Origin of the sequence: Alcanivorax sp. 24 (assembly GCF_004360225.1) — a bacterium.
GTDB classification, from domain to species: Bacteria; Pseudomonadota; Gammaproteobacteria; order Pseudomonadales; family Alcanivoracaceae; genus Alloalcanivorax; species Alloalcanivorax xiamenensis.
This window is the reverse complement of sequence record NZ_SNUA01000001.1, coordinates 1-16,688: the sequence shown is the minus strand read 5'-3', so window position 1 is coordinate 16,688 and position 16,688 is coordinate 1. Positions and strand designations below refer to the sequence as shown.

At 63.1% G+C, this 16,688-nt stretch carries 15 protein-coding genes; 4 read left to right on the top strand and 11 right to left on the bottom strand.

Features of this window, described 5'->3' with window-relative positions; all coding sequences use genetic code 11:
* Positions 1–12: 12 nt before the first annotated feature.
* The 5 genes from nosR to E0L37_RS00060 form a co-directional block, all read right to left on the bottom strand.
* Complete coding sequence (gene nosR, locus E0L37_RS00080; RefSeq protein WP_133489796.1) at positions 13–2,139, bottom strand: transcriptional regulator NosR; 2,127 nt, start codon at positions 2,137–2,139, stop codon at positions 13–15.
* A gap of 340 nt (positions 2,140–2,479) precedes the next feature.
* The gene (locus tag E0L37_RS00075; protein WP_133489795.1) at positions 2,480–3,379 is read right to left on the bottom strand and encodes an endonuclease/exonuclease/phosphatase family protein; all 900 of its coding nucleotides are present in this window, start codon (positions 3,377–3,379) and stop codon (positions 2,480–2,482) included.
* Positions 3,380–3,387: 8 nt separating this feature from the next.
* Positions 3,388–4,029: a thiol:disulfide interchange protein DsbA/DsbL gene (locus tag E0L37_RS00070; RefSeq protein WP_133489794.1), complete on the bottom strand. Its 642-nt coding sequence runs from the start codon at positions 4,027–4,029 to the stop codon at positions 3,388–3,390.
* Between the two features lie 622 nt (positions 4,030–4,651).
* Entirely contained in the window at positions 4,652–5,293 is a 642-nt protein-coding gene (locus tag E0L37_RS00065; protein WP_133489793.1) for a cytochrome c4, read from the bottom strand.
* A gap of 23 nt (positions 5,294–5,316) precedes the next feature.
* Entirely contained in the window at positions 5,317–5,604 is a 288-nt protein-coding gene (locus E0L37_RS00060; RefSeq protein ID WP_133489792.1) for a cytochrome c5 family protein, read from the bottom strand.
* A gap of 215 nt (positions 5,605–5,819) precedes the next feature.
* Here E0L37_RS00060 and yihA point away from each other — a divergent pair, with 215 nt between their 5' ends.
* Positions 5,820–6,455, top strand: a complete 636-nt coding sequence (gene yihA / locus E0L37_RS00055) for a ribosome biogenesis GTP-binding protein YihA/YsxC (protein WP_133490218.1) — start codon at positions 5,820–5,822, stop codon at positions 6,453–6,455.
* Positions 6,456–7,288: 833 nt separating this feature from the next.
* On the opposite strand, the gene E0L37_RS00050 is transcribed toward yihA, so the two are convergent.
* From E0L37_RS00050 to E0L37_RS00025, 6 genes are read right to left on the bottom strand one after another with little or no spacing between them, the layout of a single operon-like run.
* Positions 7,289–7,621: a Na+/H+ antiporter subunit G gene (locus E0L37_RS00050; RefSeq protein WP_014996601.1), complete on the bottom strand. Its 333-nt coding sequence runs from the start codon at positions 7,619–7,621 to the stop codon at positions 7,289–7,291.
* Positions 7,622–7,638: 17 nt separating this feature from the next.
* Entirely contained in the window at positions 7,639–7,908 is a 270-nt protein-coding gene (locus E0L37_RS00045; protein ID WP_133489791.1) for a K+/H+ antiporter subunit F, read from the bottom strand.
* Positions 7,902–8,390 (bottom strand): Na+/H+ antiporter subunit E, encoded by a 489-nt coding sequence (locus E0L37_RS00040; RefSeq protein ID WP_133489790.1) that lies wholly within the window; start codon positions 8,388–8,390, stop codon positions 7,902–7,904. Before E0L37_RS00040 ends, E0L37_RS00045 begins: the two co-directional genes overlap by 7 nt.
* Positions 8,387–9,877: a monovalent cation/H+ antiporter subunit D gene (locus tag E0L37_RS00035; protein WP_133489789.1), complete on the bottom strand. Its 1,491-nt coding sequence runs from the start codon at positions 9,875–9,877 to the stop codon at positions 8,387–8,389. The genes E0L37_RS00040 and E0L37_RS00035 overlap by 4 nt, the downstream gene beginning before the upstream one ends.
* Positions 9,877–10,248, bottom strand: a complete 372-nt coding sequence (locus E0L37_RS00030) for a Na+/H+ antiporter subunit C (protein WP_133489788.1) — start codon at positions 10,246–10,248, stop codon at positions 9,877–9,879. The genes E0L37_RS00035 and E0L37_RS00030 overlap by 1 nt, the downstream gene beginning before the upstream one ends.
* The gene (locus E0L37_RS00025) at positions 10,248–13,046 is read right to left on the bottom strand and encodes a monovalent cation/H+ antiporter subunit A (protein ID WP_133489787.1); all 2,799 of its coding nucleotides are present in this window, start codon (positions 13,044–13,046) and stop codon (positions 10,248–10,250) included. The genes E0L37_RS00030 and E0L37_RS00025 overlap by 1 nt, the downstream gene beginning before the upstream one ends.
* A 390-nt stretch (positions 13,047–13,436) precedes the next feature.
* On the opposite strand from E0L37_RS00025, the gene E0L37_RS00020 reads away from it, so the two are divergent.
* Genes E0L37_RS00020 through E0L37_RS00010 form a run of 3 tightly spaced genes read left to right on the top strand, consistent with a single transcriptional unit; the run spans position 13,437 to position 16,484 of the window.
* Positions 13,437–13,682: a hypothetical protein gene (locus E0L37_RS00020; protein WP_133489786.1), complete on the top strand. Its 246-nt coding sequence runs from the start codon at positions 13,437–13,439 to the stop codon at positions 13,680–13,682.
* Between the two features lie 46 nt (positions 13,683–13,728).
* Positions 13,729–15,087, top strand: a complete 1,359-nt coding sequence (locus E0L37_RS00015) for a DUF2868 domain-containing protein (protein WP_133489785.1) — start codon at positions 13,729–13,731, stop codon at positions 15,085–15,087.
* The gene (locus E0L37_RS00010; RefSeq protein WP_133489784.1) at positions 15,084–16,484 is read left to right on the top strand and encodes a GTPase/DUF3482 domain-containing protein; all 1,401 of its coding nucleotides are present in this window, start codon (positions 15,084–15,086) and stop codon (positions 16,482–16,484) included. Before E0L37_RS00015 ends, E0L37_RS00010 begins: the two co-directional genes overlap by 4 nt.
* Positions 16,485–16,688: the final 204 nt, after the last annotated feature.

The window sequence follows — 16,688 nt, the reverse complement described above, 5'->3', positions numbered from 1 at the left end:
GTGCGCCGGCCTTCAACCTTCTTCCAGTTGCAAGGCGGGAATACGTTCCACCTCGGGGATGCTCCGCCTTCGTCCGCCGGCCCGTTTTTTCTTCAGGATCAGCGGCGGGCATTTTTCTTCGTTGTGGTAGGTCATCTGGCAATCCAGGCAGTAGTGGCACTCGTTGACGTTGATACGCCCATCCGGATGAATGGCCTGGATCTCGCATTCCTTTGCGCACAGCTGACACGGGTTGCCGCATTCCTTGCGCCGCTTGAGCCAGTCGAACAGTCTGAGTTTGCTGGGCACCGCCAGCGCCGCGCCCAGAGGACACAGGTAGCGGCAATACACCTTGCGGGTGAACAGGTTCATGACCAGCAGGGCCACCGCGTACAGCACGAACCACCATTGGCGGTCGAAGTGCAGAGTGAAGGCGGTTTTGAACGGTTCGATCTCAGCGAAGCGCTCCGCCGTGGCCATGGACTCCAGCGAGAGACCGAACAGGGCCAGCAGGATCAGATACTTCACCGCCCACAGCCGTTCGTGCAGAGCAAACGGCAACTCGTACTGAGGAACGCGGAGCTTGCGGGCGGCTTCGTTGAGCAGTTCCTGGAGAGCGCCGAACGGACACAGCCAGCCGCAGAACACCCCCCGCCCCCACAGCAACACGCTGGCCGCGGTGAAAGCCCACAACACGAAAATCACCGGATCGCTGAGGAACAACCCCCAGTGGAAATCCTCCATCACCGCGTGGGCAAAGGTCAGCACATTGACCACGGACAGCTGGCCCAGGGCGTACCAGCCGATGAAAACCACGGTGAACAGCAGGTAGGCCCGCCGCAGCCAGTGCAACTGACGCGGGTGCCGGGCCAGCCGGTCCTGCAGAAACAGGATCACCAATAGCAGTCCCAGAGCAGCCGCGATGACCGCCACTTGAAACTGCTTCTGGTACCAGATCCTCACCCACACCGGAGCCTCCTCCGGGGCCGCCAGCGGCTCCGGCCGCTCCAGGTAGGCTTCCGGCGTGGAGTAGGGCAGCTCGAAGCTGGTGAAGATGCCGCTGACCGGACCGGTCTGCCGGCGCACCAGCAGTTCCAGGGTCCAGGGGCTACCCGGGTCGAAACGGTGCTCCGGGCGGATAATAAAGATCGCCATTTCCGGGAAATCCGGCATGCCGGCGGCATAGACATCGGATAACCGCTGATAGTCCAGATCCCGGAAGCTGATGATGGCGCCGTTCTGGCGCAGTTGGACCCGGTCGAAGATGCCGCCGCGCACATAACCGGAGCCCTTGAACGAGTAGCGTCCGTCGGCCAGCACAGCGATCGCGTACTCGCCCTCCCCCAGTTCCCCCATCAAGGCCTCGTAGCCGGGTTCGCCCAGCAGGCTGACGCCCACCTCCGGCGGGTTCAGCAAGCCGGTATACAGTTCGATGAAGACGTCGTCGCGCTGGTCAGGAGCGGTCCGCGCCATTCCTTCCGCCTCGGTGCCACGAAAGGCCTCATCCACCTGCCCCCGGGTCAGATACAGCCGGCGCAGAGCCCCCTTCCCAGCCAGTTGCTCCCAGCCCGCCACCGTGGCCTTGCCTGCGCGGATGCGCGCCGGCTGGCGCCGGGCGGACGGCGCCTCGATCAATCCCAGCGACACCGCCACCTTGCGCGCCGCGCCCATGATGGTTTCGTTGACCACCATGACGGTCACCGTGGCCCCACTCACCGCGTCGATGGCCACGGTCCCGGCATCCCGGGACCTCCCTACCACCACCCGCTGGCCGGCGCCGACACCGGCATAGTGCGCGCTGAAATCGTGAAGTTTCTGTTCCGGGATCCCGACCAGAAGGATCGGTTCGTGATGCTCCACCACATGGGCGTCGAGAATGACGCTCTCAGGGTCCATCACGATTTGCACGTTGATGGGCTTGCCGGAATAGGCGGGGATATTGACCACATCCTGGCTGTAAAACAGATAACCAAGAAGGCCGCCATTTCGGGACAAGGTACGGACCTGGAAGTCCCCTTCCGGCTCGGACCAATCAGCACCGGGAAACAGTGCTTCCACCCGCTGCCGATCCAGATCCGCCAGGGCGGGCGAACACAGCCAGGTGCCGACCAGACACAGTAAGGTCAGCCATCCCCCCTTCCAGCGGGAAAATAACGACATTGCACGCCCCATGACATGTATTTCGGGAGCATGTTAAATGTCGTGCCGCCAGCAGGACTGACATGTATCAACTTGAAGAAGGAAAATCAGAATGCCGCTATCGGCGCCGGACCTGATGCAGAAGTGGCTACGGAGCCGCTGTGGGAAGCGGCCCGGGCGGCGCTCCGCTTGGCCGCGAATGCCCCCGGGCCATTGGCCATTCGCTTGCCAGCAAGCTTCCCACAGCGGCTTGGTAGCATGATCTGGGAGCCAGCCTGCTGGCGAATCGGCGTATCAGTGAGCTTGCAGGGCACCATAGAAGCTCTCACAGCGGCTTCGTTGAAGAGGCTCTTCCGGGACATCACTCGATCAGCGGCAGCCGATGCTCCAGACTGGCCGCGCGCACCGCATCGGGAATACGGATTTCCGTGGCCAGGGGAAGGTGGTCCGAGAGCAGACAATCCTCCAACACACGACTGTGCCGCACCTGCAGTTCCGGTGTGGCCAGGATATGGTCGATATGGCGATCCGGCGCCCAGCTGGGATAGGTCTGCAAATCGCCTTCCACCAGTTCCAGACCCAGATCGGTCAACGGCGAGGCAATGAGATGCTCCGGCCGGCAGTTGAAGTCGCCCATGATCAGACTGTAACGGTAGGGCTGCAGCAGACCGGCCAGATAAGACAACTGGGTATTACGTATCTTCTCGCCCAGTGCCAGGTGGCACACCGCCACCACCAGCGGTTCCACCGGATGGCCGAATTTGATCACGATGGCGCCCCGGCCGGGCAGACCGGGAAGAATGTGGTCTTCCACCGCGTAAGGCGGCATGCGGCTGAGTAACCCATTGCTGAACTGCCCCAGGCGCCCCAGATTACGGTTCAACTGCTGATGCCAGAACGGGAAATCCGCCAGGCTCGCCAGATGCACCAATTGGTTGAGGTTGCGCGAGCGCAAGCTGCCACCATCCACTTCCTGCAGGCCCACCACATCGAAATGACGCACCACGTCGGCGATCTGCTCGATGATCTCCACGCTGCGCGGGTGCGCCACCAGATGCTTCCAACTGCCTGTCACATAATCCCGGAACCGACTGGTGCCAATACCCGCCTGAATGTTGAAGCTGAGAATCTTGAGGGTGTCGTTGGGTACTGACACCTCACGTACCCGCCGGGTGCGGCGGTGCCCCTCCCGGGCCAGGGAAAAACCCGACGGTCGGATTTTCCAGTTCTGATAGGCGTTACGGGCACGTTCCAGCAGCATGGCGTTGCTTACTTCTCACTTTCCTTTTTGATCAGGAAGTCCACCACATCGAACATCTCGGCGTTGTTCTTGAGGTTATCCCGCATCACCGCGTACTTGCCAGCCACCACCAGGGACGGCACGCCACGAATCTGATACTCACGGGTCAGTGCATCCGCCTCACGAACCTTGGTGGATACCGCGAAGGAGCCATACAGGCTGTTGAACTTGTCGCGCTCCACACCGTACTTCTCAAAGAAGCCGGCCAGGGCGTCCGCGTCGAACAGGCGCTCACGATGCATATGAATGGCATCGAACAATGGCCGGTGAATCTCTCCGGTCAGCCCCTGGGACTCCTCAATGAAATAGGCCCGGGCCAGCGGCTCGGCGTGTTGCATGAACAGTACCGGGGTGCGCACATAGGCGGCCGCTTCCGGCTTGTTCTTCAGCCAGCTGTCCACGGTGGGTTCCAGGGAATAGCAGTGCGGACACATGTAGGAGAAGAACTCCCGCACTTCCACCTTGCCGGAGGGGACACTGGTGGTGCCGGGGTTGTCCAGCACCCGGTAATGCACCCCTTCCTTGTATTGAGGCTGCCCTTCCTGAGCCATCACGGTGGCGGACATCATCAGCCCCAGGGACATCAGCAGGGCGCTAACCATACGCAGCATGAAATTCTCCTTGTTGTCACAGCTTTAGCGAGAACCGAAACCAATAAGAGTCACGAACTCCCCCCTTGGTTCCCGTTTCAATGATAGAGGGTCTTTTTGTATCACAGTAGTGAAGGCTTGGCGCGCGTCAGTGGCAATCCGAGGAGGGGTTACCATGGGCGACGAACCATGAAAAAGGTTCCTCGCGGTTTAGCGGGAAGGGTCGCTCCGGTGGGGGCTCCCGTATTGCCCGCTTACCTCGAAGACCTCCATTCAGAGGTGGCTACAGCGCCGCTGTGGGAAGAAGCCCGGGCGGCGCTCCGCTTAGCCGCGAAGGCCCTGGGCCGATGGCGATTCGCTTGCCAGCAAGCTTCCCACAGCGGCTTCGTGGCAGATCCGTGGGAGACCCGCTTGCTGGCGAATTCCGGCCCTCTGGTGTTGGGATATTCGCTTGCCAGCAAGCTTCCCACGGCGGCTTCGTGGCATGACCCGTGGGAGCCCAGCTTGCTGGCGAATAGAGCGGCTTGGTAGCCCCTTCCGGTTACAGACCCGTGCCCATGATTGAAGCGCCGTGGCCCACTAAACCGCGATGAACCATAAAAAAGGCAGCCGAAGCTGCCTTTCTTCTCGCGCGGGAGCGGGATCACTCTCCGGTGGACAACCCATTGAGGAAGCTGGCTACCGCTTTGATTTCCGCGTCGCTCATCTTGGCGGCCACGGTACGCATCATTTCCTGCGGGTCATTGGTGCGCTTGACCACATTGTCCCCCAGATCACCCCGGCCGGCGGCACGGAACGCCTTCAGCTGGATTTCCAGATACTGGGCGTGCTGACCGGCCAGGGACGGGAAGCCGGCGGCGTCGACACCTTCACCGGCGGGGCCGTGACAGCCGGAACAAGCCGGGATGCCATCAGCGATCACGCCACCACGATAGATCCGCTCGCCTTCTTCCACCAACTCCGGATCGGCCTGCCCCACCTTGATGGTCTGGGCGGAGAAGTACGCCGCCAGGTCGGCCATGTCCTGTTCGCTGAGGTTGGCCACCATCGGCGCCATCAGCGCGTTCTGCCGGTCGCCGGCCTTGAACGCCTGAATCTGCTCGACAAGGTATTTTTCGCCCTGTCCGGCGAGGCTGGGCCATTCACCGGAAGGGGAGTTGCCGTCAGGGCCATGACAGGCCGCGCAGGGCTGGGATTTTTCCTTGCCGGCATCAACATCACCGGCTGCCATGGCATGGGAAACCGCCGTAGCGGCTAGCAGCACGAACAGCTTAAGACACTTCATGGCCCTTCCTTTAAAGCAGCGTGTTATTTTGTCATATGCTCGATCAGAGCGCGGTATTCTTCGTCGGAGCAGTCACTGCACATGCCGCCCGGCGGCATCGCCTTGAACCCCTCTTTGACGTGCTTCACCAGCGTATCCATGCCCTTCTCCATACGCGATTCCCAGGCGGCCTGATCCCCGGTCTTGGGCGCGCCGGCGGCCCCGGTGCTATGGCAGTAAGTGCAGCTCTGATCGTAACGCTCCTGCACCGTGGCGGCGCTGGCGCCCACGGCCATGAACATCAGGGCGAACCCCGCGAGCAAACCCTTCATGCAATACCTCCCAATGGGCTGGCGTCATGCTGGCGACAGGCGCGTCTCTAAATTTGCCTTTAAAGACAAACACCTGTAGAAATCCCGCCACGCGCCACACGCGTGACGGCGCGCATTATATACTACGGGCTCGCCTCCGTCATATCCCTCGTTTATGCATGGGTATTCGCGGAGACAGGGCGATGCCCTTCATTGATGCTCGTGACCGGACCGCCATGCCATTGCATCCCGCTCAACGTCTTTTGCACCAGGCCGCTTTCCTGAAAAGCGCGCAAATCGTCGACCAGTGCCCCCCCGACGAGGGCCTGGAGGTGGCGTTCGCCGGGCGTTCCAACGCCGGCAAGTCCAGTGCCATCAACCGCCTTACCGGCCAACGCAGTCTCGCTCGCACCTCCAAAACACCGGGCCGGACCCAGTTGCTGAACTTTTTCACCCTGGACGAGCAACGCCGGCTGGTGGATCTCCCCGGCTATGGCTACGCCAAGGTGGACAAAGCCGTGCGCATGCAATGGCAGGAGCATCTGGACGACTACCTGGCGCGCCGTGAATGCCTCGCCGGTCTGGTGCTGCTGATGGACATCCGCCATCCGCTCCGGGAATTCGACCAGTTGATGCTGGAATGGTCCGCCCGCTCCGGAATGCCCCTGCTGATCCTGCTGACCAAAGCGGACAAATTAAAGTTCGGCGCCGCCAAAAGCGCCTTGATGCAGGTCACCAAGACCCTCAAGGACCATCGCGCGCCCCTGCGGGTGCAGTTGTTTTCCGCTACCTCCGGGCAGGGTTGCGAGCAGGCCTGGGACCAACTGGCCGAGTGGCTGCGAATCGAGGACGACGCCTCTTCCGGAATCTGACCGAAACTGCCCATTTGTGTCACCCGGTGCCCAATTTTGTCGGCCTCTCGACCCAGAGCATTTCCGGTCACGCCCCGGCAGTGAGCACCAACTCTTTGATTTAAAGGCATTTTTCTCGGCCCCACGAAACTGGCACAGCCCTTGCTCCTTATCTGGGTGCAATACCGGCCCGGACCGGGGCATCGAAACGGGTACCGCCAACACATCGCTGGGGGGCGATTCAGGGCGGTGCCCCCGCCAAGGTCCAGGGAAGGGTGTGACCGCCGGAGACGGGGGTCATAAAAGAAGGGGGGAAGTCCGGAACCTGGATTTCGGGCAAAAAATCGCCGGGAGCAATTTTTGACGTTGCGTCAGCAACGGCCCGGCAGGGTGACCGCCATGGAAGGCGGGCTACAAAAAAAAATCCCTGGCAGCAATTGGGGGGGAAGGGAACGACTTCGCTGCCAGGGAGGCTTGCCGCCCCAGCCTCCTGGGGAAGAGGCTGGGGTGTCCAGAAGCTACGAACCGGCGAGGGTACTGGGGGATCGGGGGTTACCAGTCCGTAGCTGTAAATTAAGACGGTTCCATCTCAACGAAAGTTCCTGCCGGTTCCATCTTTTACAAATTTCATGATGGGGATCACAGGCTGGCCCGAGGGCTCCCGCACGAAGGCCGCTGTGTCCCCTTTTTTTGCATAAATTCCGAGGCCACTACGGAGCCGCGGTGGGAAGCGCCCCGGGCGGCGCTCCGCTTGGCCGCGAATGTCTCTGAGCCGTTGCCCATTCGCTTGCAAGCAAGCTTTCCACAGCGGCTCCGTAGCAATACCGTAGCGATGAACAACGGCCTCTAGGCCGCTACTGCTTCCAGGGCTTGCCGCGGGTGTCCTCGCGGTACTTGAGCTCCCGGTGCATGGCCGCCTTGGCCAGCATGTGCGCCGACACCGGTGCCGAAATAAACAGAAACAGAGTAATCAGAATCTCATGGAGGTGCAGGGTGTGTTCACTCCAGGAGAAGTACACCAGGGACGCCATGATGGTGCCACCCACGCCCAGCGTGGTGGCCTTGGTCGGACCATGCAGACGCAGGAAGAAATCCGGCAACCGCACCAGTCCCAGGGAACCGATCAGCGCGAACACCCCGCCAATCAGCAGGAAGATCGCGGTGATGTATTCGATCACGATATCCATTCAAGCTCCTTCGCGGCTTATTCGATGATGTCGCCACGGGTCATGTACTTGGCCACGGCCACGGTGCTGACAAACCCGATCAGGGCAATCAGCATGGCCGCCTCGAAATACAGCTTGCTGCCACTGGACAAACCATAGAGCACGATCAGCGCGATGCTGTTCACGTACATGGTGTCCAGCGCCAGCACCCGATCCGGCAGGCTCGGCCCCCGCAGCAGACGGTAGAGATTCAACAACTGGGCCACCACGAACAGTCCGAACGCGATGGCGATGACCGTTTCTAACATTCGAAGATCTCCTTGAGACGCCGCTCGTAGCGCTGTTTGATCTGGCTCACCAGTACCGCCTCGTCTTCAACATGCAGGGCGTGCACCAGCATACGGCTGGCATCGGCGCTGATGTCCGCGCTGACCGTGCCCGGCGTCAACGACACCGTACTGGTGAGCAGGGTGATGGCGAAGTCGTCCTTGATGTCCAGCGGCACCTCGACGAACGCCGGGCGCAAATTCTTCGGCGACCCCAGAATGCGCCGGGCCACCGACAGATTGGCGACGACGATGTCCCAGTGCACCATCAACACGAACAGCACCAGTTTGTGAAAATTGCGCAGCCTCGGCACATTGGGCCAGAACGGCAGGGTACCCAGCGGCAGCACCGTCGCCAGCACCATGCCAAGCACCAGGTGGCCGGCACTGAAGCCGCTGAGCAGCAGCCACATCAGCAGCAGAAACACACTCAGAGTCGGGAACGGGTAAAGTTTGCGGATCATTGTGCACCTCCCGGATAGCCCAGGACCGCGTGGATATACAGATCCGGCTGCGCCCACTGGGCCGCGACCGATTCCGTGACCGCCGACAACGGCCCACCCAGCAGCACCATCGCCGGTGCCATGGCCAGTAAAACGATCACCGCGGCCAACCGCCCCTTGTTCAGCACCACATTCGCCGTCGGCTCTCCGGCGCGCCAGAACAAAGTGGAGCCGGCGCGGCTGAGGCCGACCACCGCCAGCAGGCCACCCGCCAACAGCAGCAGCCAGTACAAGGGCGCGGGCACCGCCTGCAACAGCATCACTTTGCCGAGAAAACCGGACAACGGCGGTAACCCCGCCACCGCCACGGCACCGATGAAGAACAGCGCCCCCAGCAGGCCCGCCGCCGGCGGACGCGGCCCCGCCATCAGGGCGTCGCCAACCTCTCCCCGCCCCCGCGAAACCAGATCGGCGAGCAGAAACAGGCCGGCACAGATCAAGGTGGAATGGAGCAAGTAAAACAGCGCGCCGCTGATCGCCTCTTCAGTACCCCAGGCCAGGGCCGCCACCAGCGTCCCCACCGACATTACCACCAGGTAAGCCACCAGTTCCCCCAGTCGGCGGGCGCCAAACACCCCCACCATGGCCAGTCCCAAGGTCAACAAGGACACCACCCACAGCGCCATGTCCCCCAGGCCCGCCAGGGCACCGTCACTGAACGCCAGGCCATGCACCCTCAGCAACGCATAGATGCCCACCTTGGTCATCACCGCGAACAACGCGGCGACGCCAGCGGTGGCGCTGGCGTAGGTGGCCGGCAACCAGAAGTAAAGCGGAAACAGCGCCGCCTTCAGACCGAACACCACACACAGCAGCAAACCGGCCACTTTCACCAGGGTCAATGCCGGGCCTTCCAGTTCGGCGGCCCGCGCGGCGAAATCCGCCATGTTGAGGGTACCGGTGGCACCGTAGATCAGTGACAGCGCCAGCAAGAACACCGCGGAACCGATCAGATTGAGCACCACATAGTGCAACCCGGCGCGCACCCGTGCCGGCCCGCGCCCATGCAGCGCCAATCCATAAGAAGCAATCAGCAGGACCTCGAAAAACACGAACAGATTGAACAAATCGCCGGTAAGAAAGGCCCCATTGATGCCCATCAACTGCATCTGGAACAGCGAGTGGAAGTTGGGGCCCAGGCGATCGTCGCCATGGCTGGCGTAGAGCAGTGCCGGCACCGCCAGCACCGAGGTCAGCAGCACCATCAGCGCACTCAGCTGATCCAGAACCAGCACGATGCCGAACGGCGCCGGCCAGTCCCCCAGCGAATACACCTGAATATCGCCGGTGGCGGCTTGCCGGAACAGCAGGATGCTCACCGGCACCAGCGCCAGCGTCGCGGCCAGCCCGGTAACCCGGCGCAGCCAGTGGCGTTCACGCACCTCGAGCAGCAGCATCATCGCCGCCAGGGCGGGAATCAGAATCGGAGCCATGATCCAGTTCGACATCAGCGGGACTCCTCTTGCCGTTGCTCATCCAGGTGCTCGCCGGACAGCTCATCGCGCTGGCCGTCGACGTGATCCGACCCCAATTCCCCCTGCGCGCGCAGCGCCAGCACCACCAGAAAGGCGGTCATGGCGAAGCCAATGACGATGGCGGTCAGCACCAAAGCCTGAGGCAAGGGGTCGGTGGGATCGGCGCTCTGCCCCACCACCGCCACCTGATCCAGCTTGAGCCGGCCGGAAATGAACACAAACAGATTGGCGCCATAGCTGAGCAGGGTCAGTCCCAGAATCACCGGGAAGGTTCTCGCCCGCAGCACCAGGTACACACCACTCCCCACCAGGACAGCGATGATGATCGCGACCAATGCTTCCATTAGCGAACCCCTCCCTTGTCGTCCAGCAACGACAATTTGCCCAGGTTGGCGAGAATCAGCAGGGTGGCGCCCACCACGGTCAGGAACACCCCGGTATCAAACAGCATGGCGGTGGCCACCTCGAACTCGCCCACCACCGGCCAATGCACATGCCAGAACGCGCTGGTCAGGAACGGATGGCCGAAGTACCAGGCGCCGACGCCGGTGAACCCGGCCAGCAACACGCCCAGCGCGACCACCGGGTGATAATCACCGGGGATGCGGCGATGCATCCACGCCACCCCGGACGCCACGTACTGCAGCACCAGCGCCACCGAGGTAATCAGACCGGCGATGAAACCGCCGCCGGGCAGATTGTGCCCGCGCAAAAAGATATACACCGAGATCATCAACGCCAGCGGCAGCAGCGGCCGCGAAATGGTGACCAGAATGAGCGGGTGGGCGTCCTTGGCCCAGGGCCGCCCGAGCGAGTCGGTCCGTGGTGAGTACAGTTCAAGATCCTTGAGCAGGGCATAAATGCCCATGCCAGCGATCCCCAGCACGATGATCTCGCCGAAGGTATCGAAACCGCGGAAGTCCACCAGAATGACGTTGACCACATTGGTGCCACCGCCGCCGGGCTTGGCGTTTTCCAGGAAGAACGGGCTGATCGAATCGACCCCGGAAGTCATCATCATGAAAGCGAGAATGCCGACACCGCCGCCCACCAGCACCGACAACACCACGTCCCGGCCGATACGCGGCATGGAGGATTCCCGACGGGTGCGCACCGGCAGGAAGTACATCGCCAGCATCAGCAGCAGGATGGTGACCACTTCCACCGACAACTGAGTCAGTGCCAGGTCCGGCGCGGAGAAGCGCACGAACATCAGCGACACCACCAGCCCCACCACGCTCAGGCACATGATCGCGGTCATCCGGTGGCGATGCAGCGCGGTGGTGAGAATCGCGGCGACGATCAACATGCCACCGCACAGCAACGCCACGCCATCCAGCGGCAGCATCTCGCGGCCGCCACCGGCCAGCAACTCCCGCGTCACCGACGTCACCAGCACCAACGCCACCACCGCCAGCAACCAGGCGGTATAGCTCTGCAGGGAACCGTTGCGCAGGGTGTTGCTGACGGTGGCCGCCCACCTGGCCAGGGACTGAATGCAGGCTTCGAACACCAGTTTGGCGTCGAGACGGGGCAGGCGGTCATTCAGCGCGAACAGCCTATGCCGCTGGCTGTACACCAGCACGCCGCCCACCAGGGCCACAATGCTCATCATCAGCGGCACGTTGAAACCGTGCCAGATGGACAGATGATAGTCCGGCAAGGTGCCGCCGAGGGTGGCACGGGCGGCCACTTCCAGCAGCGCCGCCACCGTCAGCGAGGGAAGGACCCCCACCGCCAGGCACAAGGTCACCAGCACTTCCACTGGCACCTTCATGTAGCGCGGCGGCTCATGGGGCGGGTATTTGGGCAGATCGATGGGTTCGCCGTTGAAGAACACGTCATGAATGAAGCGGGCGGAATAGGCCACCGAGAACACCCCGCCGAGTACCGCGCCCAGCGGCAGAATCCAGCTCAGACTTCCCAACTGGCCGGAATCCAGGGTCTCGGCGAAGAACATCTCCTTGGACAGGAAGCCGTTCAACAACGGCACCCCGGCCATGGCCGCCGATGCCACCATCGCCAGTACCGCCGTGTACGGCATGTACTTCCACAGGCCGTTGATACGCCGCATGTCGCGCGTACCGGTCTCGTGGTCGATGATCCCCGCCGCCATGAACAGCGATGCCTTGAAGGTGGCGTGATTGATGATATGGAACACCCCCGCCACCGCCGCCAGTTGCGCATTGAGGCCGAACAGCATGGTGATCAGGCCCAGATGGCTGATGGTGGAATAGGCCAACAGCCCCTTGAGGTCATGCTGAAACAGCGCCCAGATGGCCCCCCACAGCAACGTGGCCAGACCGGCGCCGGTGACCAGGAAGAACCAAAGGTCGGTGCCGGACAGCGCCGGGTACAAACGCGCCAGCAGGAACACCCCGGCTTTCACCATGGTGGCGGAGTGCAGGTAGGCGCTGACCGGCGTCGGCGCCGACATGGCGTGAGGCAACCAGAAATGGAACGGGAATTGAGCGCTCTTGGTGAACACCCCCAACAGCACCAAACACAGAATCAGCGGGTAAAGCGCGTGGCCACGGATCAGGTCACCATTGGCCAGAACGTCGTCCAGGGAGTAGGACCCCACCACCTGACCGATCAGGATTGCGCCGGCGAGCAGGGCCAGCCCTCCCATGCCGGTGACCGCCAGCGCCATGCGCGCGCCTTTACGGGCATCGGTCTGGTGATACCAGAACCCGATCAGCAGAAAGGAGCTGAGGCTGGTCAGTTCCCAGAACACCACCAACAGCAGCAGATTGTTGCTGGTCACCACCCCCATCATGGCGCCCATGAACAACAGCAAGAAAGAGTAGAAACGCCCCGCCTTCTCGTTGGCGGAAAGATAGTAACGGGCGTAAAGAATGATCAGCAGGCCGATGCCCAGCACCAACAGCGAAAACAGCAGCGTCAGGCCGTCCAGGCGAAACGCCAGATTCAGGCCGAGATCCGGCATCCAGGGTACTAACTGACGTACCGTCTCACCGGAGAACACCCGGCGGCCATGGAACCACAGCAGCCCCAGCGCCACCAAAGGCAGCAAGGCCGCCGCCCAGGCCAGCGCCGGGCGTGAAAAACGCCACCGCTCGGCCAGCGGCGGCAGCACCGCCCCAAGAAAGGGCAGCAAAACCAGAAACCCAAGATTCATAGACTATCCGTCGATTTGTCGTTTCGGGCGTGGAACACCCAAGAGTACGGGAGAACCGTCTATAACGGGAGATTAAGCGAAAACGACCGGCGGATCGGGGAAATAGGGCCGACGGCCGCGGCGGGGACAATCCACCGGGCTGTGGGTGTGAGCGGAATCAGGCAGACAGCAATTCATCGCTTCGGTCGTGACTCAGTGAGTCCGCAGTATGCCATGAAATCGTTACTTGAAAATACGGCGCCTCCAATCAGCCATTGTCGCCATCGCCATATCTCGTACTACACTATCGGTTCGGTGGCGCCCGCTGGCGACCACCGAATTACCGGCGACCGATTCATGGGCTGACGCCGGGCCCGTTTGTATGTAGCTGTTTGAAGCAAGGAGAATCACATGCACCGCATTCTGTTCGTCACGGTCGCGGCCGCCCTGTTCACCACCGGTTGCGCCAGCACCCCCTCCGCGAATCTGCCCGAAGGTGCCACCGCCTGTCCGGATCCGCGCCCCACCGTCTGCACCATGGATTACAATCCGGTGAACGGTTTCAACGCCGCGGGCGAGGACCAGGGTGAATTCGGCAACGCTTGCGGCGCCTGCGGTCAGGACGACATCAGCTACACCATTCCGGTAAGACGGTGATCCTGCTGCTCGATACATCACGGTAACCCCGGAACGGACGCCTACCTTGCCCTACTCCCCTTTGCGCCTGCTGCTGGACTTCGATGATCAATACCAGCGGGATCAGCGCCAGAGCCCGGACTTTCTTCATCGCCGGGATCGCCAACTGGCGCTGCAGGCGCGACAGCGGGACGGCGCCACGCCACTCCCCGAGGATTGGTTACGCACCCTGGGCGCCGACCGTGCCAGCGGCGGCCACGATCCCCGTCTGCGCAGCTGGCGGCGGGCCCGCGTGCTGTTCGTTCTCGGCGGCGCGGTACTCGGCGTGCTTACCATGCTCGGGCTGCTTTATTACGATGGCAGCCAGCGCATCAACGTCACCCTGCTGCTCGGCTTCGCGGCCCTGCAACTGGCGCTGGCGGTCCTGACCACGGTGCAGGCGGGAATCGGCTGGCGCCCCTGGGGGCGGCTGCTGGACCAGGCCGGCGCCACACCTTCCGCCCTGCATGATCTGCAACCGCCGCTGGCGGCCCGGGTCGCGCACAGCGGTGGGCTCGCGTTCGCGATCGCCGCACTGCTGACTCTGCTGGTGCAGGTGGTGGTGCGCGACCTGGCGTTCGGCTGGAGCACCACCTTGCAAACCTCCGCCCCGGGCTACCACGAACTCACCCACGCCCTGGCCTGGCCATGGCGGCAATGGCTGCCAGTGGCGGTACCATCGCTGGAACTGGTGGAGCAATCCCGGTTCTTCCGGATCAGCGATCAGACACCCGCCGACCCGGCCCGGCTCGGCGCCTGGTGGGCGTTCCTGGCCATGGTCTGGCTGGTCTACGTGGTGCTGCCCCGATTGGTGTTTCTGGCCCTGGGCCGTGCCCAGTTGCGTTGGCGGGCAAAGCGTCTGCTGGCCCGGCACCCCGGCATGGCGGCCCTGCGTCAACGCTTTGAACAACCCTGGGTGGATACCGGCGCCAGCAATGCCACCCCGGCGCCGGCACTGGACCAGGGCAAGGCGGCCGATGGCGTGCTGCCGGAGAGCGGCACGGTGATCCACTGGGCTGGCGCCGGCCTCGCCGATGACGCGCTGTTCGGTGCGCTCGTCGGCGGGGAGCGCGCCCCATTGCGGCTGGAAGCAGGCGGCAGCGCCAGCCTGGATCATGATCGGGCGGTGCTGGAGCAGGCCGGCCAGAGGCGCGAACCGGTACTGGTCCTGACCCAGGGCTGGGAACCACCCACCGGCGAACTGGCGGATTTTCTCGATGACGCCCGCCAACAGTGGGGCGAGGACACCGTGATCGCGCTGGTTCCCCTGACCACCGATCCGGGCGGTACTTTATCCGACACCACCCTGGCCCAATGGCGCCGGTTCGTGGACCGGCGGCAACATCCCCATTTGCGTCTGTGCCGCGTCCCGGAGGTGCCCTCATGACCACCGCACCCCGCTTCGCCGTGGTCGGCCACCCCAACAAGGGCAAGTCGAGCATCGTCGCCACGCTTTCACAGAACGACGCCGTCGCCATCGCCCTGGAGCCGGGCACCACCCGTGACAGCGAGCGCTACCCGCTGAGCGTGGACGGCCACCTGCTCTACGAACTGATCGATACCCCCGGGTTCCAACGCCCCCGCCGGGTGCTGGCCTGGTTACAGGCGCACAGCCACTCCGCCTCGGACCGGCCCGACACGGTACGCGCCTTCGTCAATCAGCACCGCGACGATCCGCGCTTTCACGACGAGTGCGAACTGCTGACACCGATTCTCGACGGCGCCGGCATCATCTATGTGGTGGACGGTTCAGTGCCCTATCATCAGGAGCACGAGGCGGAGATGGAAATTCTGCGCTGGACCGGCCAGCCCAGTCTGGCGTTGATCAACCGCATCGGCGATGACGACCACGGCGAGCAATGGCGTACCGCCCTGGGGCAGTACTTCCGCATCGTCCGCGACTTCAACCCGGTCACCGCGCCGTTCGAAACCCACCTGCGTCTGCTGCGCAGTTTCGGACAGCTGGCACCGCAGTGGGAAACCGCTCTGGACCAGGCCGTCGAACATCTTCGGGACCAACGCCGGCACCGCCGGAAGCGGGCCTGGGCGCTGATCGCCGATGCCCTCGGCGATATGCTCGGCCATGCCGAAAGCGCCCGCCTCGGCGAAGACGCCAGCCGCTCCGTCCTGGAGGTCCGGTTACGGCAAAGCTGGCAAGACTGGCAACGCAAACGGGAGCTGCGGCTGCGGCGTGAGGTGGAACAGCTTTATCAGCACCACCATCTGCAACGGCAGGAACAGCACCTGGAATGGGAGCCCGGGCATGACCTGTTCAGCGAACGGGAGCGCCGGGCCTGGGGCGTCAGCCGGGCCTATCTGGCCACCGCCGGGTTCGGCGCCGGCGCTCTGGGTGGCGCCGGCGTGGACGCCCTCACCGCCGGCCACACGCTGGGTGCCGGCGCGTTGATCGGCGGCGTGCTCGGTGCCGCCGGCAGTCTCTACTATTCCAGCAAACTGGACCGCCTGAATTTGGGTCCGCTGTCCTCCGGCGGCCGCGAGGCGCGCTTCGGACCACTGCGTGACCCGCAGTTCGGCTACGTGGTGCTCGGCCGCGCCCTGCAACACTGGTACCTGATCACCGATCGCAATCACGCCGGCCGCGACCCGCTGGCCCTGGACAACGCCGACAGTCACTGGCTCGATACCCTGCCCCGCGGCCAACGCCACGCACTACAGAAAGCCTTGCAGCAAAGCACTCGCCATCAGGATGAGAAACGCCGGCAGGCGCTGCGCGAGGCGGTGGCTCAGGCAGGAGATGCGTTTCTGCAGTGGCGGCGTAAGTGACATGGCGGTCCGTGGCCCATTAGTACCGCCGATTCGCTGGCAAGCCAGCTTCCCACAGACAGAACCACGAAGCCGCTGTGGGAGATTCTATGTTGGAGATCAAGCGATTTGGCCCTCCGATTGATAGAGGGTTTTGTGCTTCATCAGGGCAAAGGCGATACGAGCGAGTTTGCGGGCGAGTATGACCAAGGCCTGGGTTTTCTT